Origin of the sequence: Chitinophaga oryzae (assembly GCF_012516375.2) — a bacterium.
Lineage (GTDB): Bacteria > Bacteroidota > Bacteroidia > Chitinophagales > Chitinophagaceae > Chitinophaga > Chitinophaga oryzae.
On sequence record NZ_CP051204.2, the window covers coordinates 3,087,498 to 3,111,778 of the forward strand.

22 protein-coding genes are annotated in these 24,281 nt (G+C 51.2%); 1 reads left to right on the plus strand and 21 read right to left on the minus strand.

Translation table 11 applies throughout. From position 1 onward, the window contains the following. Nucleotides 1-17 precede the first annotated feature (17 nt). From HF324_RS12900 to HF324_RS12995, 20 genes are all read right to left on the minus strand, one after another. Nucleotides 18-1,451 (minus strand): capsule assembly Wzi family protein, encoded by a 1,434-nt coding sequence (locus HF324_RS12900; protein ID WP_168802857.1) that lies wholly within the window; start codon nt 1,449-1,451, stop codon nt 18-20. Continuing rightward, nucleotides 1,448-2,029 (minus strand): WcaF family extracellular polysaccharide biosynthesis acetyltransferase, encoded by a 582-nt coding sequence (locus tag HF324_RS12905; protein WP_168802858.1) that lies wholly within the window; start codon nt 2,027-2,029, stop codon nt 1,448-1,450. The genes HF324_RS12900 and HF324_RS12905 overlap by 4 nt, the downstream gene beginning before the upstream one ends. Before the next feature lie 6 nt (nt 2,030-2,035). Beyond that, entirely contained in the window at nt 2,036-2,941 is a 906-nt protein-coding gene (locus tag HF324_RS12910) for a glycosyltransferase family 2 protein (RefSeq protein ID WP_168802859.1), read from the minus strand. After that, nucleotides 2,942-4,072, minus strand: a complete 1,131-nt coding sequence (locus HF324_RS12915; protein WP_168802860.1) for an XrtY-associated glycosyltransferase XYAG1 — start codon at nt 4,070-4,072, stop codon at nt 2,942-2,944. 10 nt (nt 4,073-4,082) lie between these two features. Continuing rightward, nucleotides 4,083-5,159 carry a glycosyltransferase gene (locus tag HF324_RS12920; RefSeq protein ID WP_168859944.1) on the minus strand — a complete coding sequence of 359 codons (1,077 nt, stop codon included), beginning with the start codon at nt 5,157-5,159 and terminating at the stop codon, nt 4,083-4,085. After that, entirely contained in the window at nt 5,156-6,514 is a 1,359-nt protein-coding gene (locus tag HF324_RS12925; RefSeq protein ID WP_168802862.1) for a hypothetical protein, read from the minus strand. The genes HF324_RS12920 and HF324_RS12925 overlap by 4 nt, the downstream gene beginning before the upstream one ends. 2 nt (nt 6,515-6,516) lie before the next feature. Beyond that, nucleotides 6,517-7,443, minus strand: coding sequence for a polysaccharide pyruvyl transferase family protein (locus HF324_RS12930; protein ID WP_168802863.1), 927 nt, complete (start codon nt 7,441-7,443; stop codon nt 6,517-6,519). Between the two features lie 11 nt (nt 7,444-7,454). Next, nucleotides 7,455-8,600: a glycosyltransferase family 4 protein gene (locus HF324_RS12935; protein WP_168859945.1), complete on the minus strand. Its 1,146-nt coding sequence runs from the start codon at nt 8,598-8,600 to the stop codon at nt 7,455-7,457. Between the two features lie 19 nt (nt 8,601-8,619). Continuing rightward, nucleotides 8,620-9,885 (minus strand): O-antigen ligase family protein, encoded by a 1,266-nt coding sequence (locus tag HF324_RS12940; RefSeq protein WP_168802865.1) that lies wholly within the window; start codon nt 9,883-9,885, stop codon nt 8,620-8,622. After that, nucleotides 9,869-11,032 (minus strand): glycosyltransferase family 4 protein, encoded by a 1,164-nt coding sequence (locus tag HF324_RS12945; RefSeq protein ID WP_168802866.1) that lies wholly within the window; start codon nt 11,030-11,032, stop codon nt 9,869-9,871. The genes HF324_RS12940 and HF324_RS12945 overlap by 17 nt, the downstream gene beginning before the upstream one ends. 4 nt (nt 11,033-11,036) lie before the next feature. Further along, the gene (locus HF324_RS12950; RefSeq protein ID WP_168802867.1) at nt 11,037-12,590 is read right to left on the minus strand and encodes a lipopolysaccharide biosynthesis protein; all 1,554 of its coding nucleotides are present in this window, start codon (nt 12,588-12,590) and stop codon (nt 11,037-11,039) included. Between the two features lie 10 nt (nt 12,591-12,600). Continuing rightward, nucleotides 12,601-13,698 (minus strand): GDP-mannose 4,6-dehydratase, encoded by a 1,098-nt coding sequence (gene gmd / locus HF324_RS12955; protein ID WP_168859946.1) that lies wholly within the window; start codon nt 13,696-13,698, stop codon nt 12,601-12,603. A 56-nt stretch (nt 13,699-13,754) separates the two neighbouring features. Continuing rightward, the gene (locus HF324_RS12960; protein ID WP_168802869.1) at nt 13,755-15,101 is read right to left on the minus strand and encodes a UDP-glucose dehydrogenase family protein; all 1,347 of its coding nucleotides are present in this window, start codon (nt 15,099-15,101) and stop codon (nt 13,755-13,757) included. Nucleotides 15,102-15,112: 11 nt separating this feature from the next. Next, entirely contained in the window at nt 15,113-16,057 is a 945-nt protein-coding gene (gene fcl, locus HF324_RS12965; protein ID WP_168802870.1) for a GDP-L-fucose synthase, read from the minus strand. Between the two features lie 16 nt (nt 16,058-16,073). Beyond that, entirely contained in the window at nt 16,074-16,385 is a 312-nt protein-coding gene (locus tag HF324_RS12970) for a hypothetical protein (RefSeq protein ID WP_220101367.1), read from the minus strand. After that, nucleotides 16,361-17,095 (minus strand): sugar phosphate nucleotidyltransferase, encoded by a 735-nt coding sequence (locus tag HF324_RS12975; protein ID WP_168859948.1) that lies wholly within the window; start codon nt 17,093-17,095, stop codon nt 16,361-16,363. Before HF324_RS12975 ends, HF324_RS12970 begins: the two co-directional genes overlap by 25 nt. A gap of 19 nt (nt 17,096-17,114) precedes the next feature. Beyond that, complete coding sequence (locus HF324_RS12980; RefSeq protein ID WP_168802872.1) at nt 17,115-17,621, minus strand: transcription termination/antitermination NusG family protein; 507 nt, start codon at nt 17,619-17,621, stop codon at nt 17,115-17,117. 109 nt (nt 17,622-17,730) lie between these two features. Next, entirely contained in the window at nt 17,731-20,082 is a 2,352-nt protein-coding gene (locus HF324_RS12985; RefSeq protein WP_168859949.1) for a GumC family protein, read from the minus strand. 3 nt (nt 20,083-20,085) lie between these two features. Next, nucleotides 20,086-20,892 (minus strand): polysaccharide biosynthesis/export family protein, encoded by an 807-nt coding sequence (locus HF324_RS12990; RefSeq protein WP_168859950.1) that lies wholly within the window; start codon nt 20,890-20,892, stop codon nt 20,086-20,088. Between the two features lie 127 nt (nt 20,893-21,019). Continuing rightward, a complete protein-coding gene (locus HF324_RS12995) occupies nt 21,020-21,739 on the minus strand; it encodes a response regulator (RefSeq protein WP_168802875.1) in 720 nt (239 codons plus the stop codon). A 377-nt stretch (nt 21,740-22,116) separates the two neighbouring features. Here HF324_RS12995 and HF324_RS13000 point away from each other — a divergent pair, with 377 nt between their 5' ends. Continuing rightward, nucleotides 22,117-22,869, plus strand: a complete 753-nt coding sequence (locus HF324_RS13000; RefSeq protein ID WP_168859951.1) for a sensor histidine kinase — start codon at nt 22,117-22,119, stop codon at nt 22,867-22,869. Here HF324_RS13000 and HF324_RS13005 read toward each other — a convergent pair. Next, nucleotides 22,861-23,964 (minus strand): T9SS type B sorting domain-containing protein, encoded by a 1,104-nt coding sequence (locus HF324_RS13005; RefSeq protein WP_168859952.1) that lies wholly within the window; start codon nt 23,962-23,964, stop codon nt 22,861-22,863. The genes HF324_RS13000 and HF324_RS13005 overlap by 9 nt on opposite strands. Nucleotides 23,965-24,281: the final 317 nt, after the last annotated feature.

Sequence of the window (24,281 nt, forward strand, 5' to 3'; positions counted from 1 at the left end):
TACGTTATATTTAGATCCTATTTCTTCCAGCTCCACAGTATCCCCATCATAAACCCGGCGTTATCGGTCAGCTGGCCTTTGTCTACCGCTACGGCTGCGGTGAGTGTGATCCCTTTTCCGGGCAGCACGTAGTGGACTTCTTCCAGCATATACCACTGGCTTTTGGCCGGGGTAAAAAGTGCCGGGTTGGTATAAGTACCGTAATTCTTTGTATAAGTGATCAGCGTTCTGCCTGCCAGCTGTGCCGTGAGTTGGTACTGCAGCCCGATATGTCCGCCTACGATACGATTATTGATGATATTGCCGCCTTTCCCGCGGAGGGAATCTTTGGGCAGGTCCCAGTCCATCGGCTTGATGCCGGCGAAATAATGTTGTCCCCTGTTTCTGTCTATGAACAGCGGTGTGCCAATAATGCGATCGTGGTAATCCCAACCGGTAAGGTACACGCCATTGTTATAGTAGCTTTCCCTGAGCCGTTGCAGATAAAAGTCATTCGACTGTTTGGTGTAAATAAATTCTGCGGTTATTTTTTTCAGCCAGCTGCGCGGTTTTTTATTGGTAAAGGCGATGCCCAGCAGCCGGTCGATGTTCCGGATATCGATGCCCTGTCCCGATTCGAAGGGCGTCTGCTGATAGAGGTGCAGCGCCAGTTGTTCGTTTTCCCAGTCTATTCCGCCTTCAATGACTCCCCGGTGATCGCCCGGTCTGTTGGGTTGTATCGCCGTGTTACCTACGGTGCCGTCGTCTTTTGTTTTCACCAGCAATACGTCCATAAATCCTTGCCAGCTGCGGGTGATGGGAGGGAGGTCTTTACGGTGTCCTCCCCATACGGCATAATGTTGTATGCCGCCAAATAGTTTGAGTTTGTTTTTCCCGATACGGAGATAAAAATTCTTTTCGTGCAGCCACGCATTTTTGATGAATTGTTTTTCTCCCATCCAGCCGTGGCTGATCAGGCCTTTGAACTGCAGCCAGCCGTTGAGGAAAGGGACATTTGTGTATTTGGTTACCGCCAGCCCTACCTTCGGGATGGGCAGCGCATTACCGCTGACGCCCAGGGAGCCGCTGCCCAGCAACGGATCTGATTCTCCAATGATTTCTTCGTACCGTCCCGCCCTGATCTCCCAGTTTTTATATCCTGCTTTTACGTAACCTTGTTCGATAAAGGTGTGCCCCCCGTGGTTGTTGTTATAGACATCGAGCCCATACTTTACATAGAAATGTTCCTGCCATACCTGCTGGTTGCTGAAGCCCACGTGTACAGACACATCTCCTTTACGGTCGCTGATGGTCCCAAAGCGGTTGGACAGCAGCCATAGCGGCATGTAATCTTTGGTAGCGATGGTCCCTGTTGCGCCGGCATGGACTTTAAGCGAGTCTGTTAGCCTTTGCTGCGCCCGCAAACCATAGCTCACGCAGATCAGCAGTAATAGTGCAGTGCTCATTTTCATATGGCCGCTGCATTTAGAAAGGTGACCGAATGAGATGTCATTTCCCGGGTACGGACGGGGAGCGCGGGATTACCGGAATAAATCATCCAGGGCTGTAAGTCCCTTGATGCCACGGCATTTACGGTCAGCACGCTATGAGAGCCGCATGTCACGCCTGCGCAGACTACCGCCATAGCGCCAATCCAGGCCCCGCTTTCGATATGGATTTTTCCCAACCGGTAAGGGAAATCAGGCCGTTTGTAGTCGTGGTTGCCCGTCAGCAGCAGGGCGCCCTGGGAGATACAGACATCGTCCCCCAGCGTTACATCTTCCAGGTTGTCTATCCAGACGCCTTCTCCCAACCAGCAATGGTCACCGATGGTCAGCCGCCAGGGGTACTTGATCCGCACTTTTGTTTTAATCACCAACCCTTTGCCGATGGTGGCGCCAAATAGCCTTAGCAGCCCCCTTTTCATCGCATAGGGCCAGGGGAGGGCGCTGTTGAGCACATAGTAGTTGCAAAAGTACCAGGCCAGCACTTTCCATTTGGGACCGGCATGGTAGGTGCCGGTGTTAAAAGCTGCAAGATTGGTTTTCATGTGATATCAGATATGAATGTTATAATCTTGTTTTAGCAGTGCCACAACATCTTCCCTGGTTTCGCTGCCTTTTAGCTTCTGTTGAAACTCCTGTACATTTACGTCCACGAGCAAACGATACCAGTACCCCTGCATGAAATGAAACAAAAAGCCTTTATACCCGTCCAGAAAGCCATAACGCAGGACATAGCGAAAAAGGAAATACATTGAAGCCCGCGCCCCGGGCGATAGTGCAGCATACACCTTTTCCTTCAGGAACCGCTTGCGTTTAGCCTGCGATCCCTGCGCTCTTAACAAACGGTCGTCTGTTTGCCAGAACCCGTAACGGATATTCAGCAGGTCCACCATCTCCCGGATCGCATAATTGTTATGCTTGTTTACCCACCAATGGATAGAGTTCAGGTTATCGTCTACGATATGTTCATTAAACCGTATGGTATTCCCTTCAGATAATACGATGTGTTCGTCCATCCAGCGTTGTTCGATGCTGCCCACCCGGTTGCGCCAGATCCTTAGCAGGGTATGCGGATAAAAACCTCCGTAGCGGATCCACTTTCCTTTAAACAGCACTTTCCGGCGTATATATATTCCCGTGATATCGCCGGCAATTGTGTCCAGGCGCGTAGCTATTTCCTGTTGCAGCCCAGGTTCGAGGTATTCGTCCGCATCCATCCGCATTACCCACGAAGCGGTAATGCCCGCATGGTCCAGCGCCCATTGAAACTGGTCCGCGTAGTTGATCCATTTGCGCTGAAAGACCCTTGCCCCGTAGCTTTCCGCGATGGATACCGTATCGTCTGTGGAAAAAGCATCCACGACATAAATGGCGTTGGCTATCTGCCGCAGGCTTTCGAGGCAGCGCGCCAGGTGCAACGATTCATTATAGGTGAGTATCACTACGGCCAAATCCATCTAATTGTATTTTTTATAGAGTTGTACATAAGATGATGCCAGCCGGGCATCATTAAAATCATCCCGGATTCGTCCGGGCGCGTTACGGGTGATGTACGTCCGCCTGAGCTTATCGCGGTACGCCTCCTCGAGCTGATCGCTGATAGCCTCCGTGGTGCTGATCGATGTCACCCAGCCCATATCATGGTCCCGTACATAACCTGCCAGTCCGACCTGGTCGCTGATCAGTACCGGGGTGCCTGCATATAATGCTTCGATTACCACGATCGCAAAGTTTTCGTTGCGGGAGGTGAGGGCGAAAAGATCGGTACCGGCCAGAAAATCAAACTTGTCCCCGCTGCCTTTCCAACCTACCCATTCAACGTTGCCGCTCATGTCCAGTGAAGCTATCAGCGTCTTTAGCGTTCTTACATATTTGTCGTCGCCGGTGCCGGCAATGAGCAACCGGTAAGGGAAAGATACCCTGGAGAGCGCAAGGATCAGCAAATCGAGCCCCTTCTTCGGGTCTATGCGCGATAAAAAGCTGATAGTAAACACGCTGTTTTCTGTACGGGTATAACTCCCTTCCGGTAGCGCTACAAGGTTAAATACCAGTCCTCCTTCCCAGCCTTTGATCACCTGCTGGCACTCTGCCCACTCCAGTTCCGATGAAACATGCAGATAGGTGCTGCGTAGCAGGCGTTTGCCCATCGCTCTGTGCAGCAGTTGTTTGCTACGGTTGTTCCTGGCCGTGAGCACATAGTCACAGAACATGCCATGTGGCGACAGCAATGGTTTCAGTTTTTTCCATTTACAAATAAAGGAAGCTCCGATTACCAGGAGATTCCACCACGAGTGGATATGTATTTTATCGAACTGCCCGGCATTGGTCCACACCGCCTTCCATAACGCCGGTGATACGTGGGTATGGTCGCCGGTGATCCGTTTGAAATAGGTCACTTTTACGCCGTCCATCATCACGGTGCTGTTGGCCGCTATATCGAGTTCCCTGTCGCCATTGGCGGTGGTGGTATACACTTCCACCTGGTGGCCCATCAGCGTCAGTTGCTCTGCCAGCCGGGCTATCACGACAACGGGGCCACCGTATATATAGGCGGGTTTATAAGAAGGAACGATAAAAAGTATCTTCATAAAATGAGTATTATTGGTCCATCGCGTGCAGGGAGTGCGCCGCGTTATTCACCATGGTGGTCATGGTCAGGTTGTCTTTTACAAATCCCCTGGCCTGCCCGCCCATGGCGGCAATTTCTTCGTCCGAAAGAGTGTCCAGCATATACAGGCACTCGTCCATGTTTTCGAAAATCAACCCGTTATAGCCATCCCGGATATAGCTGTACTCTACACATTGCAATACAGCTTCGCTGCGCCTGAATGTGCATACCGGCTTACCATAAGCCATTGCTTCCACGGCAGACAGCCCGATCCATCCGGGCTGGAAGTAGAGGTCTGCCAGTCCGAACAGCTCCTGTTTGGTGGCAGTGTCGTATACCGCGCCAAAGTCCAGCACATGGGGGTATGGCCGGAAGTCAGGTTTGTATTTCCCCGCCCCGATAATGATAAAATTGTAGGCTGCGGGATCGGTTTCCGCGATGAGCTTTAACAGGAGGTCAATACGCCTGCCAGCTTCGTTAAACCGGGCGCAGTAAATCAATACCCTGCCGGCGGTAATGCCGTATTTCTTTCGTAGCGATGCCTTGTCGGCGACCGGCTGTTGTATGATCCGCTCTACTTCTGAAATGGTATTATTCAATGCTACGGCATTTAAACCGGGCATAATCCTGCGCCACAGCTCCATTTCACGGGGGGTATAAAACCAGGTGGCGTCGGCCAGCTGCATCATCCATTTCAGCAGCCGGCTGGGTTGCTGCTCTTCCTGTACATATCGTTTGACGGATATGCCGTGCCCCCAGAGGATCACCTTTTGTTTCAGGAATGGTTTGAGCAGCAGGATGATCCAGGTAGACAGGTGGGCGAAATTGAGCATCAGCACCAGTACTTTGTAGTCCGACTTAAAAAACCGCAGTGGGTTGTATAGTACAAACGGTCCTATGTTCCAGGCTGACAGCGGTTTAACGGAAGTGCTGCCGGCAGCCAGGTTTTGTTGCTGCAGCGCTTTCGTCCCGTGATAGCAATACAGGTCAAACGGTGCCTGCTCCCGCAGGCGGTTGAAGAAATGTTCCCTGTAATGTGGTACCAGTGGTTGTACGATCGCTATCATACCGGCATGTTTTTATGGGCATGAATAATACTGCTCACATCATATCCATAGATCAGCCGGCTGCCCTCATGAATAGAGTCGAAAGCCACAATGCTGCCGTCGCGTTTCCAGCGCGGGTGCAGATCGCAGTGCAGGCCACTTCTGGTGAAGGCCAGCTGCTCCAGCGAAAATGCTTTTAACACGCCTTCATCTACTCCCTGCAGCAGGCGATCGGCCAGCTGTAAGTCTGGTTTGGTATCGATCATCCGGTAGGTGCCCAGCGTGGTTTTCTGCTGTGTGCTGTATCGAAAGAGAAACAGTGTGCGGATGCCCTGCTGGTCGGGGTAGGTGTCGCAGATCATCCAATCCCGGTCGGCCGGGCAAAACATAGGATGCCCGTCTTCCGTGATAATGTCTTTCGCCAGCATAGCGGGCATGGCATCGTCCGTATCTTCGAGCAGCAGCCAGTTAAAGGGCGCTACCGCTTTAGCGCCTTTCCCGCGTGTATACAATAGTTTCTTCAATACTTTTTTACCGTTGGCGATCAGGCCGGCGGGCATCATTTTATAGAGCAATGACCCGCGGAGTTTTTCGATGCCGCTGCCGGTCCTTCCCCAGATGGCGATATGGTTGTCATCTTTCCAGTCGAAATGGCTGAGAAAACCGGTGGACAGGCATCTGAGCCCGCTGCCGTCTGTGCCGACGGTCATCAGCCGTGTCGTTTCACCACCGTCTTTCAGCTTATACCGGTGTAAAAACGCCACCCTTGTTTGTGAGGGGTTCAGCACCAGGTGGGTGATGTAATGATGCTGCCCGAGCGATGGGTTCATCCGGTAGTTAGCCACTGCTGCCACGGATAGCAACAGTGACTGTTCTCCGGTATATATATTATGTTTAGTGATCCCGGAATCCACAGGCGCATGGATATGCGCCTGTTTGTCTGGAAGTCCGGTATAACCATATCCACCAACACGGAATAACCGCGCATAGTCTAATCCAAAAGCAATGCCTTCGTCTGTAATCACATGTGCAGGCAATGGTAATGTGGATACACAGCGGCCGGCGCCCGTATCATAGATCCGGGCGCCCCATTTATTTCCTACGCGATCATTTACAATAAAAGTGTCTGTGCTGCCGATCCACTGCTGCCGGGCGCCCTGCGGGTAGTTGTACGCATAGGTGCTGCCCAGCCGGTGAAACTGCTTCGAGGCGTCAAAATAGCCAATGCCGCATGCTACCTGCGGGTCCGGCGGCGCCGTAATGTCCGGCGCCTGCAAAGCCAATAGCTTATCGCCGGCAGCATTCCATGCTACCAGGTCATGAAATCCAAAAAAGAAATGTCCCTCTCCGGCTGATAAAATGAATTCCCTTTGCATAACTAATGTGTTGTAATAAATGAGGATGTATCTATGGACTGTTCGCTTCGCAATAATGCGGTCTGGTCATGAATTTTATCGTCAATACGCCTGATCACGGCGTCCTCCGACAGATAGAACTCTGCTATGTTTTCCAGCGTTTTCAGCAACTCGGATTTTACCCGCTCCGGGATGAGAAATTCCGCGCTGATACGATTGCCGGAGAGCGACTTTATTTTCTGATGGAGGAATGATTTACGGTATAGCTTTACCGGTGTGGCGTTGATATTATAGAGATGGATGGCCGTCTGCCAATCCATCCATTTAAACTCCGATACGCCACTGCCTTCTGTATGTGGGGTGGATAACAAAAACCTGTGCCAGGGGACCCTCAATGCATCGGCCAGGATAGCGCCGTGCATGGCTTCGGTGATCACATACCGGGAAGCGGCTATCTCCTGCAGCGTGTACAATACGCCCTTTTCGGCGCGTGGAGAGATGTAGTTGAACCCCAACCGGAAACAGAGGCTTTCCCAATCGAAAAAAGGTACCGATTTGAAGTAAGGCATTACGCTCACCTTGTATTTTTTAGGCAGATGCAACAGGCTGCTGAACTCCGGTAATTGACGGATGGCATAAGCGGCATCGGCGATATAGGGAAACTGGTTGTTGAAAGCATAGGCCGATAACGGCCCTCTCAGAAAGCGGATATCCCACCGGCTGTTGAGCTGAAATGTTTTATGGGTGGGCCGGACGCCGGTGCCAAATACAATTTTGCGCTGTGTTGCCAGGTCGCGGAACAGGGGAGAGCCATCGTACAGGATAGAGCCAATGCCGAGGAACACATCGGGATCGTCATTTTTTCCCTCGCCAAACAACTGCGGCCACAGCCAACCGTTCAGGTCATCCCCGAAATTACCTTTAGGATCTCTGTAATAAACATAATTCACGTTGCAATCATTTATAGGTTAGCAATGGGTAAGGCTTTAGAGGCGTAGTGGGTGTTGGTCCATGCGGTAAAATCAATGGCGCGCTTTTCCCAGCTATGTGCCGCTTTATCCACCGGCGCCGGCTTCAGTTCCCCCGATGCCAGCCGGCTGATAAGCGCAGCCAGTGAGGCCGGCGCCTGGTTGTCGAAATAATGTCCATCCCTGCCGAATATCTCCGCAGGCTCGCCAATATTGCCGGTAAACACAGGTTTGTTAAAAGGTATGTACATATAGATTTTGCTGGGACAACGCGCCCAATCCTGTACGGTATCGTTGAGTGGAGATATAAAGGCGTCTGCGGCAGCGAAATAGGAGCTCAGTTCCTCTTCCGGCGTATAACCCAGGAACTGCACCTGTGAAGACAATCCCTTCTCTTTCACAAAAGCGCTGGCCTCTTCCTGGTGGCGCCCCCGTCCCAGCAGCAGCAGGGTTGTGTCCGGACGTTCGCGGCAAATGATTTCCATGGCCTGCAACATGCTAAACAGCCCATAGTTACGGGTAAGCGTGCCCATATAGAGCAACAGCGTTTTACCGGCATACATTTCCTTTAACTCCTGGTAACGGACGCGGGGAGATTCCACCACGTCGTTGTTGAAAGCATAGGGGGAGTAGAGTATGGGTAACTGCTTCCGGAAGAGCTGCGCGGCTTTTTTCGTATAGGTCTTACAAAGGTATTGACTGGCGCATAATAGCCCGTCGGCATACAATACCGACCACTGTTCCAGCGCCAGCATGGCATATTTACGCAGGCCCTTGTTGTCCGGGATGCCGGAGGGTAATTCCGAGTGTTCAATGAGTATGACGGGCTTGTGTTTTAGTTTGTTTTTTAAGATCCGGTTGCGGAAGCTAAAAGAGCAAAAGACAATGTAGTCAGGGCCTATTTCATTTACCAATGCTGTTTTAATACGTACTTCTGCTGTTGCCGTACCTTCGGGATAGTAATGTACCTGCACGGCATCACTGCATTCCATGGCAATGCGTTTTCTGTTCTCGTCACTGTCCTGTGCAATGATAGCCACCTCCCAGCCGATGGACAGGAGGGGGTTGGCCATGCCGATGGCCCGTTTCATGGTGGCAATGGATTTAATGTCGCCGAGTGTAATAAAGCATATTTTCATAGTGCCTGTTTTTTGCCGTTTATATTTCCCCCTTCGGGGCGATGAAAGCCATTGTTTGGGATGCAGGCTCCATAGCTGCTGCTTCATTTCTTTCCGTGATGCATTCATAGTATGCCCGCAGCAGGATAGCGCCGATTGCCGGGATATTGAACCGCAGCTGCTGTATCGGTGAAAAAAGGAAGGTCCAGATCACTCCCAGGGTCATCAGTACCAGCACCGGGTACAATGCGGTGTCTGCGGCATTACCTATCAGGTAGAATCCCATCCTCAGCAGCAGGATAAACACTGCCAGTACCGCCAGGAATCCGCCGATCCCGCAGTTGACCCAGGCCCCCAGCAAAATCGAATGGCTGGGGATGAGGTGGTCGGTGGAAGTGGCCAGCTGCTCATTCATTTCTTCATTCTGGTAGAGCAGCAGGATGCGGTAATATTTGAGGTTATCGTCTTTCGCCCAGGAACCATGGCCGAACAAAGGGGCGTCGCCGATGGCTGCCAGTGCCGCAAAGGTTTCACCACGGCCTGTCATCAGCAGCTCCAAAGGGTTGTAGGGATTGTCCAGGCGCTCTATTTGCTCAGATGCATGTTCTCCGCCCCACTCATGGTTTAATACGGCATTCACATAACATCCATAGGCAAACTGGAAGAGCAGCAGCCCCGCTATGCCAAATACCAGGAGCCGGTCGCGGGTGAGTTGCATCCCGCTGTTAAAACAGTAAATGATGATAGCGCCCAGGAAAAAGATCATCCCTGTTGAGCGGGAGTCCCTTGCGATACACAGCAGGCAGTATGAGAGCAACAGCGCCAGAACAGCTTTCCAGTGGCCTTTCCGGTACAATAAAAAGGAAAGGACATATACGCCGTAGGAGAGGATGGGCACCATTTTAAATTTGAAATAGGACATGTCCGTGTCTGCATTGTCGTCTGTCCATATAATGTTCTTTATGAGGGTCATACACAGAAAGAAGAAGATAACGGTATCATCTTTCATTATTTTGAACAGAAAGAGAAAAGAGAGTATGGACATGATAATGGCGGCCCATCCGCGCATGAAATTTTCAGCTGTGCTGTTCACGATGAACAAGTCGGTGATTGCCTGAAAAACAAACAACGCTGTCAGTGCCACAATGATTTTGCGGAACATCGGGAAAGCCCTGAAGTCGCGGATGTCAAATACAAACGGGGCGGAGAGCAGCACCATGATTTCATTCAGTTTCAGCTGTCCTACCAGTGCTACATTCACGCCGCTGAGCAAAGTATATAGCGCTATCTTAAACCGGTTGAGCATGGGTTGTCATTTTACCGCGCACGGCGTAGTTAATAATCTGCTGTAAGCGCTGCTTGTTGACCTCAAGACTGTATTCTTTCCGGAAATCTTTCTGCAGCAGGACGCCTTTGTCTGTATTGCTGTCGAAACTGAGCAGTGACTGTTTAAAGGCCGCGGGGCCGTCGGCCACGATGAAATGGTTGCTCCTGACGCCTTCCACGCCTTTGGATGTGCTGATGACCGGTGTGCTGAGCGCCATGGCTTCCAGGCATTTTAACCGGGTGCCGCTACCGTGTATCAGGGGGATGATGACCGCGGCGGCCACGGAGATATACCATTTTACATCGTCTACTTTGCCGAAGGCTACAATATTCTGGTATTCCTCTTTGCCGGTGATGCGTTTCAGCGCTTCCTTTGAACCCCTGCCTACGAGCCACAGGTCGTATTTGGCGGCGAGCGCGTTATCCCATACATTTTCAATAAACCATTTCAGGCCGGCAAAATTCATGTATACGCCAAAGTTGGCCGTCATTACCAGCACCCGTTGTTGTTTTTTGCCCGACAGGAGATAGTCTTTCTGATCGAGGAAATTGGGTACGGTGAATACTTTTTTTTCCGGCAGGAACCGGGTATGATAGGCCCGGTCGTCATCGCTGACTACCAGTACGGCCGCTGCCTTTTTAAAGTAGAGGCGTTCGTGCAGTTTCTCCATGCTAAAGAGCTGCAGCTTGCGCAACCTGTCCGGCAGGCTGCCCGATGGCAGCTGCCAGGTGATCATCGGTTGCGCATTGTGGGTGCCCAGTATCACGGGGATGTTCCGGGCAGAAAAGAAGGAGATGTAATGGCCTACATAGCCATAGTCCAGGATAGCGGCAGCTATCGGGTATTCTTGGCATATTTTCCGGAATATGTCCATGATGACGGGGGAGCGCTGGAAGTACTGCTTGCCGGTAATGCGCGTCAGCAGGTCAAAATCTTTTACTTCATACGTATGGAACGTGACATGAGGGAGACGATAAAGCGCCGGATCTGCTTTTTCCACGTTCCGCACCACGGCAATTACCTCGTATCCCAGTTGTGACAGGGCTTTGATCAGGTAATAACTCCTGATTCTTTCTCCCCCGTTTTGTGGGAAAGGCGATATGTCTGTGAAGAAGAGTATATGCATATTGTTAGTTCGCTTTTAATACGATCAGTCTTGCCTGTAGTTTTGAAAACGCCCGGCTGAACAATTGTTCCAGTTTTGTAGTCTCTTCCGGCGTCAGTCCTATCAGCCGTATCCATATGCCCATGGCCAGTGCGCCCACTATCATGGTGACGCCCAGCCGGATAAATCCCTGGGGCAGGCACCATTGGGGGATGCCTGCTATGGCCGCAGATAACAGTACCGGCACTACGGCGCGGAGGAGTACCTGCTTTGTATATATCCGCGGAGAGAGGCCGGTGAGCTTTTGTGCGGCCATCATGCGATAGGTTCCGCTTACCACCTCTATGCCGATGGTACTGATCAAAACGGCGGAAGGAGGGTAGCCGGCCGAAAGCAGCAACCAGGCGACGGGCAGGTTAAGCAACACGATGGTGCTTACAGCTACCTGGTATTTCCTGATCTTTCCAACGGATTGTACGGCCACCTGTATGCCGGCGGACAACTGGTTGACGAGCGTGGCAATGACGATCAGGCGGCACATCATGACGGTGTATTCCGGCACCTGCTTCAACCAGCATTGTAATACAAAGGGCATTTCCATCATCATGGGAACGGCGAAGAAGCTTAGCAGGTAAAACGAAAATTTGCTGGCGATCATGGCGAGGCGCAGCATCCGCGGGCGATCGCCGCTGCCTTCACTTTTTATGATCTGCGGGTTTAATGCCCTTAGCAGGGTAACGGAGAAGTAGCTCAACTGTGCATTTACCTGGTTGGCGATACCGTAGGCAGCGTTGACGATAGCGCCAAAGAAAACATTGAGCACCAGGGCGAGTCCCTGGTTACGCGCCACCACGCTGCCTGCGCCAAACATGTTCCACCCTGCGTAAGCGAACATTTCTGTCAGCAGGTGCCGGTCGAAATACCGTTTGATGCTGATCCTGCTCTCGGGGTACTTCACAGCGCAGTATAGCTGTTTGAACAGCAGCAGCAGTATGGTCAGCGATGCCATCATGGCGCCGTAAACGATCAGTTTATCATGGCCGGTGTATTGCAGTGCTATGGCGATCAGCAGTTTCCCCAGGGATTCAACGACGCCCAGTATTGCCACCATGACCATATTCTCCTGCGCTATCAATGTGGCGTCACAGGGCACCGAAATGATGGTGAAAAAGGCGCTGACGATCATGAACTGGTAGATAAGCTTAGCCGCCATGGTCCGTTCTGCCGGGTAGTTCAGCACATGATCAAACAGGTAGCTGCCAGCTGCTTCAAACAGCACTACCATCGTTATGCCCAGTATGAGATGCAGCAGTACGCTGGCGTTGAATACCATCTTTAGTTTATGGCTGTCTTTAGTGCCGATGTGGAACGACATATACCGCTGCGTGCTGATGGTCATGGCAATATTGAGAAACGACAGCATAGTGATCACGCCGCCGATCAGGTTAAACAACCCGTAGTCGGCCGCACCCAGCTGGTTCAGTATCAGCCTGGTGGCGTACAACGAAATGAAAACGGTGAGGAGCATCCGTCCGTAAAGCGCGCCTGTATTCAATATTACCCTGTTAGCAGCCTGCATGGTCCCTGATTTACCCGATTAAATGTTCCAGTTGTGTGACTTCTTTTTTGGCAAACAATTCCACGTCGCTGGCCATCATTTCCTTTACCAGCGCAGGGAGATCGTAGGCGGGCTCCCAGCCCAGGGCCGTTTTGGATTTTGTAGGGTCGCCAATGAGCAGTTCCACTTCCGTGGGGCGGAAATAGCGGGGGTCGATGGCTACCACTTCTTTTCCTAACGGTAGCGTATATACTTCATTCGAGCAGGCGGTAACAACACCTGTTTCCGCAGCGCCGCTGCCCTGGAAAGAGACGGTAATGCCCAGTTCGGCGAACGCCATACGTACAAATTCGCGTACGGTAGTGGTAATGCCGGTGGCAATGACGTAGTCGTCGGGTTGTTCCTGTTGCAGGATGCGCCACATGGCTTCCACATAATCTTTTGCGTGTCCCCAGTCGCGTTGGGCATCCAGGTTGCCGAGGTATAGTTTGTCCTGCAGGCCCAGTGCGATTGCGGCCGCTCCCCTGGTGATTTTGCGGGTGACAAAGGTTTCTCCCCGTAACGGGCTTTCGTGGTTGAACAGGATGCCGTTGCAGGCGTACATGCCATAGGCTTCGCGGTAGTTAACGGTGATCCAGTAGGCGTACAATTTAGCCACGGCATAAGGGCTGCGGGGATAGAAGGGGGTGGTTTCGCGTTGCGGCACTTCCTGCACGAGGCCATATAACTCCGATGTGCTGGCCTGGTAGATGCGGGTTTTCTTCTCCATTTTCAGGATGCGCAGCGCCTCCAGCAGCCGCAGGGTGCCGATGCCGTCGGCATTGGCGGTGTATTCAGGGGTGTCGAAGCTTACCCTTACGTGGCTCATGGCGGCCAGGTTGTAAATTTCGTCAGGTTGTGTTTCCTGGATAATGCGGATCAGGTTGGTGCTGTCGGTCATATCACCATAGTGTAAACGAAAGCGTACATTTTCGCTGTGCATATCCTGGTATAAATGATCGATACGTTCTGTATTGATCAGGGAGGCGCGCCGTTTTACGCCGTGGACCATATATCCTTTTTCGAGCAGCAGTTCTGCGAGGTAGGCGCCGTCCTGGCCTGTGATGCCTGTTATCAGGGCTACTTTCATACAATCGTAATTTTAGTGGGTGATAGAAATAGTTGTTATGGGCATGCGGGTATCAGCTATCGCATCAGTGCGTCTATTGTGGAAGCGGCCGATTTACCGATACCGTAGTAGGTGAAGCCCAGTTTGACCAGCTGCACGTCATCATAAATATTGCGGCCGTCGAACAGCAGGGGAGATTGCATGAGGCTGCGAAGGCGTAACCAGTCCGGCATGCGGAACGTATTCCACTCTGTGGCCAGCAATACCGCTGCTGCGTTTTCCGCGGCGCTGTACATGTCGTCCGCGAAGGTGATGCTGTTGCCGAGGTAAGCCGCTGCTTCTTTCATGGCTACCGGGTCATATGCGCTGACGGTGGCCCCGGCTTCCAGCAGGCTGCGGATCAGTACGAGCGACGGCGCCTCCCGCATGTCGTCTGTGTTGGGCTTGAACGATAGTCCCCATACGGCGAATTTTTTGTTGCTGATATCGCCGTCAAAATGACGGAGCACTTTCCGGAACAACAGCTGTTTCTGATCTTCATTAATGGCTTCCACCGCATCGAGGATACGAAGCTGGTAGCCGTATTCCCGGCCTGTTTGCAGCAGGGCCTTTACATCTTTCGGGAAGCAGGACCCGCCATAGCCGATGCCGGGGTAGAGGAAGTGTTTACCAATTCTCGGATCGCTGCCTATGCCTTTGCGTACCTGGTTGATGTCAGCGCCTGCCAGCCCGCACAGGTTGGCGATATCGTTCATGTAGGATATCCTGGTGGCCAGCATGGCATTGGCCGCATATTTGGTCATTTCGGCAGAAGCGATGTCCATAAAGAGGATAGGATGCCCGTTGAGCAGGAAAGGACGGTATAGTTGTTCCAGCGTTTGCCTGGCCCGCGCGGTATTAACGCCAACGACTATCCGGTCCGGTTTCAGGAAGTCGTTTACCGCTGCGCCTTCTTTCAGGAATTCCGGGTTGGAGGCTACATCATAGTCAAGTATGCGATGCCGGGCGGATAAGGCTTCCTTCACTGCGCGGTTGACATGGACGGCGGTACCTACCGGCACGGTGCTTTTGGTAACGATGACCAGGTACTGGTCCATCAGCTGGCCTATCTGGCTGGCTACCTGCAGCACATACTGCAGGTCGGCGCTGCCGTCTTCTCCCGGCGGCGTGCCTACGGCAATGAAGACGGCTTCCGCACCGGGCAGTGCCGCAGCCATACTGGTGGTAAAGGACAGCCGCCTGCTCTCCTGGTTACGCATTACTATTTCCTGCAGGCCGGGTTCGTAGATAGGGAGGATGCCGTTTTGTAAACGGGCTATTTTGGCCGCATCTACATCAACACAAACCACTTCTGTGCCTACTTCTGCCAGGCAGGCTCCTGTTACCAGGCCAACGTATCCTGTTCCCGCGATGACTATTTTCATACTACTGGTGTTTAAGCTTGTAATTTTAACTGGTCCTGCTGAAGGAAGTCCCTGTAGGCCATTACCAGCCCTTCTTTGAGGCTGATGCTGTGTTTCCATCCCAGGCTGCGCAGCGTGGACACGTCCATCAGCTTGCGGGGCGTGCCATCCGGTTTGCCCGCGTCGAATATTATTTCTCCCTTATAACAAACCACTTCCCTGATGTGCTCCGCCAGCTGTTTAATGGTCAGGTCTTCTCCCTTGCCGATATTCACCGGTTCTTTTTCATTATAGTGCTGCATGAGGTATACGCAGGCGTCGGCGAGGTCGTCGGCGAAGAGGAATTCCCGTTTGGGCGTTCCCGTTCCCCATACGGTGACCGATGGTTTATTATTCATTTTGGCTTCATGGAAGCGGCGGATCAGTGCCGGCAGCACATGGGCATTTTGAGGGTGGTAGTTGTCGCCAATACCAAAGAGATTGGTGGGCATTACGCTGATAAAGTTGCAGCCATACTGATCGCGGTAAGCCTCGCATAATTTGATGCCGGCAATTTTGGCGATGGCGTAAGGCTCGTTGGTCGGTTCCAGCAGTCCTGTCAGCAAAAAGCTTTCTTTGATAGGCTGCGGCGCCATACGGGGATATATACACGAACTGCCCAGGAACATCAGTTTGGTGACGCCATGTTTCCAGGCTGCATGTATCACATTGGCGGCGATCATCAGGTTGTCGTAGAGGAACTCGGCCCGATAGGTATTATTGGCGTGGATGCCGCCTACTTTGGCGGCGGCCAGGAATACATAGGCGGGTTTTTCAGCGGCAAAGAATGCGTCCACATCTTCCTGTTTGCGTAAGTCAAGGCTGCCGGAGCTACGTGTGATGATGTTATGATAGCCCAGGGTTTCCAGCTTTCTTTTGATGGCGCCGCCTACCATGCCGCGGTGGCCGGCTATATACACGGGATCATTTGCTTTCATATGTTTTCGTTGATGTTTAAAGTAATTCGGGGCGGTTATCCCTTACCCACTGATGCAGTTGCCTGATATCCTGGCCCCGGCCGCGTTTCATGATGAGGAGAGCGCTGGCGGTATTGACTACTACCATGTTTTCGACGCCTACCAGCGCTACGAGTTTGTCTTTCCCGATCACGATGTTTTTATGCGGGTCGCTTTCGATAAATACCGCCTGGTGGTTACGGTATTGGTAATGCCGCGACAGTGCGTCCGCCAGCGCTTCATAGCTGCCTACATCGCTCCAGTCCATTTTTGTGGGCACTACTTTTACGATGCCGCTTTTTTCCAGCACGGCATAATCGAAACTGTCCGGGGGATGGCTTCCATCGTTTCTCTGCGTAAGGCGCCGGTGCTTTTCCATTCAGCGGCGGCAACGGCTGCTGCTTCATATACAGCGGGCGCATGTTGTTGCAGTTCCTGCAGCAGTACGCGGGCTTTACAGCAGAAGATGCCGCTGTTCCACAGGAATCCGCCTGCTGCCAGCATGGCCTCTGCCACTACGCGGTCGGGCTTCTCCACAAACCGCAGCACGTCATGGCCGGAGTAGCTGATGTAGCCGAACCCTGTTTCCGGATAGGTGGGTACCAGCCCGATGGTAACGATATAGTTCCCCGCGGCCAGTATGCCGGCGGTTTCTATAGCGGTCGCGTACCGGTCGGGAGTGCCGATGAGATGGTCGGCAGGGGTGATCAGTAAAATAGTGTCCGGGTCGGCCACAAATGCAGCCAGTGCGATGGCGGCGGCGGTATTGCGGCCTACGGGTTCCGCTAGGCATACCGGTGCCGATGCGCCGGCCTGTTCCAGCTGCTCCTTTACGATGGCCGCCTGCTGTTCGTTGACGATGGCCATTACTTTGTCGCAGGCAAAACGGTTTCGCCGGAAAGCCAGCTGGAGGAGACTGTAGCCGTCGAACAGGGTGAGTAACTGCTTGGGTGTTTGCTGGTTCGACAGCGGCCATAGCCGGGTGCCGGAACCGCCACAGAGAATGATATGCTGCATCATAAGGTATCGTTGGTTTAAATCAGTAATGATGTCCGTTGGCTGTTTTGTTTCCGGCGATCACCCTTACTTCCCTTGAGGGAACGCGCGCTGCCAGCATACAACCCAGGCTGCTTAGCTCTGCTTTTACCCGGCTGCTGCCGAGTTGTATGATCTTGCCGCCGGAGGAGGATGTTCTTTCGCTGCCTGCCTGTATGGGAAAATGTTCTACAGATACCTCTTCATAGTCCCGGAGGAAGTGCCGGATCAGCGCGATTTCGTGATCGGGGATAATGGCCGGTTGCTCGAGCCAGTAGACGAAGTTCACCACGTTTTCCGTTTCGCGCACTACCCAGCTTCTGCTTTCAGGGATGTGAACGAATACGTAAGAAGGGAAGAGGGGCGCCTCAACGATCTTACGGCCACGGACCAACTGTTTGACGGGGTAATAATGCTCCACTTTTTTGCGGGTGAGCAGATCAGCTACTTTCTTTTCGCATTTAGCCCTGGTATATACCGCATACCATGCTAATGGTTGTTCATTAAACATAAGAGCCGGTTTTAAGGTGATCGGATAGTTCGTGTGGAGTTTATAAAGGCGGGACGGGGCCTTGATTGCCCGTTGATCGTATATGTAGTATGACCGGGTATGCCAGTCGTTATTTTGTGCTGCGTTTGAACCAGCCTGATTTTTTGACCGGCTCAGTGTAGCCGTAGCCGTTAATGTCGCCGTATCCGGACCCATATCCGTAACCGGCCACACCTTGCCGTTTTATACCATTGAACACAATATTCAGTTTTCCCAGTTCCCTGTTTTGGTAAAGTTCTTCCACCAGTTTAAGGTAGTGCTTGGGGGTACGCTGATGGCGCACCACATACAGGGTGGCGTCGCAGAACGGGGCGATCAGCCTGGCGTCTGTTACAAGTCCTACCGGGGCGGAGTCGATAATGATGTAATCGAAACGTTCTTTTAGTTCGTTCAACAGGCTTTCCAGTTGACCGTTGAGAATCAGTTCGCTGGGGTTGGGAGGCATGATGCCGGCCGATAGCAGGTATAGAAATCCGTTGTCGCCTACTTTCTGCAGAACGTCCTGCAACGACGCCGTACCTACCAGGTAGTTGCTGATGCCCGGGTTGGCGCGCATATGCAGCATTTTGCTGATCATGGGTTTGCGGAGGTCAAATTCCATCAGCGCCACTTTTTTGCCTGCCAGCGAAAGGCTCATCGCGAGGTTGACTGAAATAAAGCTTTTGCCTTCCCCGGAAATGGAAGAGGTGATCATGAGTGTTTTACGGTCACCGTTCAACCCGATATAGGACAAAGCGGTTCGCAGGGCCCGGAACTGTTCCGCGATGGCAGTCCGGCTGTTGTTGCTCATCACCACGGGATCTTTGCCGTTGTGATGCATAATCTCCGCAGCAACAGGGGCGGTCGTTACTTTTTCAATATCTGCACGGAACATCACTTCCCGGTTCATCATGTCTTTGAGGGAAACGAACCCCACTACCAGGGCCAGTGCGGCGAGCACGGAAATGCCCAGTACCATCGGCTTCTGCGGGCTGAAGGGGTAGGCGGCCGATTCGGCGGCGTCTACGATCCGGCTGTCCGATACAGCGGCGGCATAAGCCAGCGCTGTCTCCTCGCGTTTCTCCAGCAGGAAGGTGTAAATATTGTTCTTGATGGCCTGTTGCCGGCTGACTTCCAGCAAAGCTTTTTCTTTTCCGGGCACGCTGCGTATAATGCTCATGTTCCGGCTGTTTTCTGCCTGCAGCCGTGTTAGTCCGGCCTGCAGGTTAGCGCGCAGGCTGCCGATATTCTCCAGGATGGCCGGCTTCAGCCGCTCCATCTGCCGGTTCAGGCTGGCCAGCAGGGGACTGTTTTCTCCGGTTGTTTTACGCAGCCGTTCCAGTTGCAATGCTGTTTCTGACAGTTTGGCCACCAGTTCCAGCAGTACGGCATCGGTTAGGCCGATGGTGCCTGGTACGATATTACCGGCAGGATGTTGGCTGGTAACGTATTTTTCGATAGCGTCCAGTATGGACAACTGTATATTGGCTTCGCTGATCTTGCGGTCATTTTCCTGTACGCTGGCCAGGAACAATTTGCTCTGTTCGCCGATGTCCACTATTCCTTCCGTTGTTTTAAAACGTTCCACCTGTGTTTCTGCCTGTCCCAGCTCGGCGCTTACAATACGCAGCCTTTCTTCCACGAAGTTCATGGTATTGGCGGATGTCCTGTTTTTGTCTTCCACAGCCGCTTTGTTATATACCCGGATCAGTTCATTTACAATGTCTTCGCCACGGTCCGGTGCCGCATCGGTATACTCCAGGTCTACCACGCTGCCGGCTTTGGCGGCGGGCGTCACTTTGATGGTAGCCAGTAACAGCTGCATCCACTGTTTTTCCGTCATCAGGTGCAGGGAATAGCTGACGGCCGTATCCGCGTGTTTGCCCTGCGATCGTATCAGCAGTTTGCCCCATCGTGTTTGTACGGTATCGCCTACACGATATTTGCTGCCGTCGATAGTTACCTGCCTGGCAGCTTCGTCATAGGAAAACGGCCAGGTGCCTGTTGTGGCCATTTGTATGGCCTCCGGTTCCAGGAAAGTAAATTTCAGCGGACTGTCTTTATAAAGCACCACATCCCTTATTTTTCCTTTCTCTATTACTTCTCCGTATAAGTTAAGATTTCGGATGACCGCTTTTGTTAAGGTGCGCGACTTCAGTATCTCAATTTCATTTTCCATGATTGTTTTGCTGCCGCCCATCAGGTCGAGCGATTGCAGCATATCGCTGGCGCCAAGGCCGTTCGATGCTTCCTGTACCAGCAGTACCCCGGAAATTTTATACAGTGGCGTAGCATAGCGGAGATACAGAAACGCACCTGCAAGGGCGGCCGCCAGCGCTACTGCAAACAGGGGCCAGTAGGGCAGATAATGCGAACGGATAAACGTTAGCAGGCTCTGTGGCGTATCACCGGGCTGGGTTTTATTTCCATTTACCTTTTGCATATGCTACTTATTGATAACTAAACGGTCCAGGATAATAACGAGTAATGACAAACTGCTGAGCGCAATCGGCAATATTTGCCGGGACCGGTCGGCCGTTGCTATCTTTGACTTGTTGGGTTCCACATATAGTATATCGTTGGATTGCAGAAAATAATAGGGAGAATTAAGGATGCGTTTGTCATTGAGATCGATGCGGCGGATGATCCGTTCGTGGTCAACCTCCCGTATCAGCAGGAGGTTGTTTCGTTTGCCGAACACCGTTATATCGCCTGCCATTCCCAACGCTTCCAGTATGGATATTTTTTCGTTGGTAACATTCACTACTGTTGGTTTGCTGACTTCTCCCAGTATGGTGACACGATAGTTCAGAAACCGGATGCTCACTACCGGGTCTACCAGCAGTTTGCGTGTTGTGAGCTGGTCGTGCAGGTAGTCGGTAAGTGCTTTTTTAGTAAGACCGGCTACTTTAACAGGTCCCAGTACCGGGTATTGGATAAATCCCTGGTCATTCACCAGGAAGCCTCCCAGCATAGCGCCCGCTCCTGCATTCGCTCCTCCTGCGCCAGACGCTGAAGTCATGTTGGACACATTATAGATGATAACGTCTTCCGGATTAAGGCTGCTCACGTTGATCTGCAGTATATCATTCTTTTGTATCCTCGGTTCGAAGTTTCCATCCACCGGTGATAGTACGGTGTCTTTTACGTCACTGAAATAAACAGCATTTTTGGTTGACGTGCAGGAAGTAAACAAACAATTGAAGCATAGTAGTCCCCATCCTATCCAGGTTAAGCAGGTTTTCAATATCATTATATGGCATTTAACATCATCACTTGCACCCTCCGTTCCGCTCCATACAATATTACTCCAGTTACGACCCGCAATCAATTACTTACTACAGTACAAATTGCTGTTATGGCAGCAGTGTTACTACTCATTAAAGTAGACCGGCAGCAAAACCAGTCAACATATCATTAAAAGAAAAATATAGAAAGTTTCCGGAGATAATCCCAAAAGAAACGAGAGCGGATAAATTATTTGACCAGATTTTTGAAATCAATTCCGATTTGGACGAAACATTCAGTTTCTGATATACTTTTTTCAGGTGTTGGTTCACAGTAAACACCGTAACGAACAAGCGCTCCGCCATTTCCTTATATGAGTAACCTTCCTTTAGTAATTGCACCAATTCATATTCCCTGCGGGTAAGTTTGTCCTTGATACTTTCCAGCGGATTTTCGTTAAGATGGCTGATCAGCATGTGGGCTGCCCTGGGAGATAAGGTAGCGCCGCTTTGTACGGTGTCCATTACAGACTGGTAGATATCGCTCAGGCGGCTTGTTTTAATAATATAGCCGCTGGCGCCTTTTTTAATGGATTCAATAATGTATTGTTTACCGTCGTGGCCGGATAATACGATCACTTTGGCTTCAGGATAGCGCTGCTTCACTTCTGTTATTCCTTCAATACCTGACATGCCGGGTAAGGTGATGTCCACCAATATAACCCCAACGTCCGGGTAGGTCACCGACAGTGCCATAAATTCTTCTATCGTTTGGCAGGCAAACACAACTTTGCACTCCTGAAAGTCCTCAAGAAATTCACGATAGTTGTTCAAAAGAAAATGATTGTCTTCAATGATTCCAATGTTAAGCATACTAAGGAGGGAGGTTTTCGGTTGATATGGTATAATTATATAATCTTGATATAAATATAAACGTAAAATTGATAGGCTGCTAGAGATAAATTTTAACTAATTGTTTTTTAAATAAAAACAAATAATATTTTTCATTATTGTTATACTATAATTGTAGTATAAAAAAATATATATGTCTTTATAGGGATTATTGAAAAATCAATATTTAATGAAAGTTTTATATTAATTGGCTGATTTTTAATAGTATAGATTATACATTGTTCGAATTAAAAATAAATAGATGTAATTTTTTGTTGAAAACAATCCATATATTGTTAGTGCGACTAAATCCATATCATTCGAAATAACCTTTTTTCTATCAACCGAAAAGCCAGTGTATGCGGGAACCTATCAACGGGCGTGCGGCCCGGGAGAGATCATTACAGGAAATGCGGTCTGAATACATCTCCATGGCCATACATGAGTTTAGAACGCCGATTACCGCCATCGCATCTTCTATAGAATTGCTGGAGACAAAAATGGAACTGGATGCATTGATGTTACCTTTTTACCAGCGGAATTTATCCCGCATTAAAGAGGAGATAACATTACTGGCCAACATGGTGGATGACATTCTCATCAGCGGCAGCATGGTGTCCGGCAGCCTGGTGGCACGCCCTGAAGCCACGGACGTTGTTGCTTTTGCCGGCATGGTCAGACATCAGTACTTCCACCAGCGCGCTGACAAGCGGCAACTCAGTATCCGGGTTTCCGGGGCGCGCCGTCATATTTACATCGATCAAAGTCAGCTGACAGGCATCCTTACCAATCTTGTCGGGAATGCGTTCAAATACTCGCAGGGACAGGGGCCTTTACTGCGCTTGCATTACGGGAAAAAGGGGCTTTACATTAAAGTGAAAGACAAGGGTATCGGTATACCGGAGAAGGATATACCGTTTTTGTTTACACCATTCTTCCGAGGGAGGAATGTGGGCACCAGGGCAGGCACTGGCCTGGGGCTGGCCATCGTAAAGCGTTTCGTTACGGCGAACAACGGTACTATTGCCGTAAGCAGCGGCGCGGCCGGCACCGTTTTTACGATTGTATTTCCTTATGCGCCCGATAATAATCCTGGCGGGCATTCAGCGTAGCAGCAGCACGCTTCCCTTCTGAAGGTGCGTTTCCTGCCGGCTGTCTGTGTAGGAACAAATATATACGTAGGACTGCGCGCCTGCGGGTGATCCCCTGAAAGTACCGTCCCATCCGGTGCCAGGCGTTTGACTGGCAAATACCAGGTTGCCCCATCTGTCGTATACCCGTAGCTGGTAGTCATGAATGTCATCGTATACTTTGGGCCGGAAAATATCATTTTGTCCGTCGTTATTGGGCGTGAAAGCCGTAGGAAGCACCACCAGGCAGTTTCTCCACGGCGATGTCACAACGGTATCAATACTGGCGCCAAAACCATGGCTGTCGATAATTTCACCGGTATATGGCCCGGTTGCGAGGCGTGTAAAAACACTGTCTGCCTGCCATGCTCCTTTATTCAGCCTGTACCGGAAGGGGGGCACGCCACCGGCGGTATGCAGCACGATACGGCCATCTGTTACCTCTCCGCAGCTACATGGTTTTACTGTAGCTGTTGCCACAGGCAGTATCAATTCATCTATCGCAGAGAAATGATCTATGAGCAATGCAATGCCGAACTGGCTTTTGTTACAGGGGGCTACAGGGTAAGCCCAGAAGGAAATATAACGCCATGCGGCACTGGCGCTGAATACGGCATGATACCGCTGCCAGTCCGTATGCGTAAAGCTGCCCGACGACCATAATAAAGCCGCGGTATCTCCGGGCGTGTTGCCTCCATAGATCGCCAGGTTGCCATAGCAGGCGGGATAAAGATAATAGGCTGTAAAAGCCATATCAAAGCTCAACACATAGGTGGTGCGCGGCGTCAGTGACTGCGGTAATTCCTGTCCGAAGCCTTCCAGGAACTCTTTCCCGCTGTGTATGCCAATGTAGCTGTTGCCCGCCGACGGCGGCTGCAGAATACCCAAAATACCTGGCTGCGTATCAGGCGTACCTGCTGCAATAAACCAGGGAGCAGGTATGATTCCCTTGCCGGGCCGCCCTTCCATCGATGGATTACCCATCGCTATATGCTGTGCTTCCGACCGGATAGTAAACGTCAGGAAAAAACAACCGTATAAAACTATTCCATAAACAATTCCGTGTCCTGAAAACATACCGCTGATTTGCTGCCCAAAATTACCGGTTATGGTAATGGGAGCATATACTCAAACTAGTAGTTTGTGTACCGTGCGCCAGGCCATGATGTACGCCTGACGATCTGCTGTGCCGGTGTTTGCAGGACACCGGCGCGGCCTGAAAAAATTAAAGTAAAAAATAAAGTTTTTAATTATATTTGGTTGTGCGACCATATGATAAAACCCGAAGGAGAAATCCGTTTGTGACCGTCCGTATGCCTATGTGAAACCATTTGTCAATAGTTGTGTCCCGTAGTACCTGAACTCAAAATATAACCTATTGTATTTTTCTCACT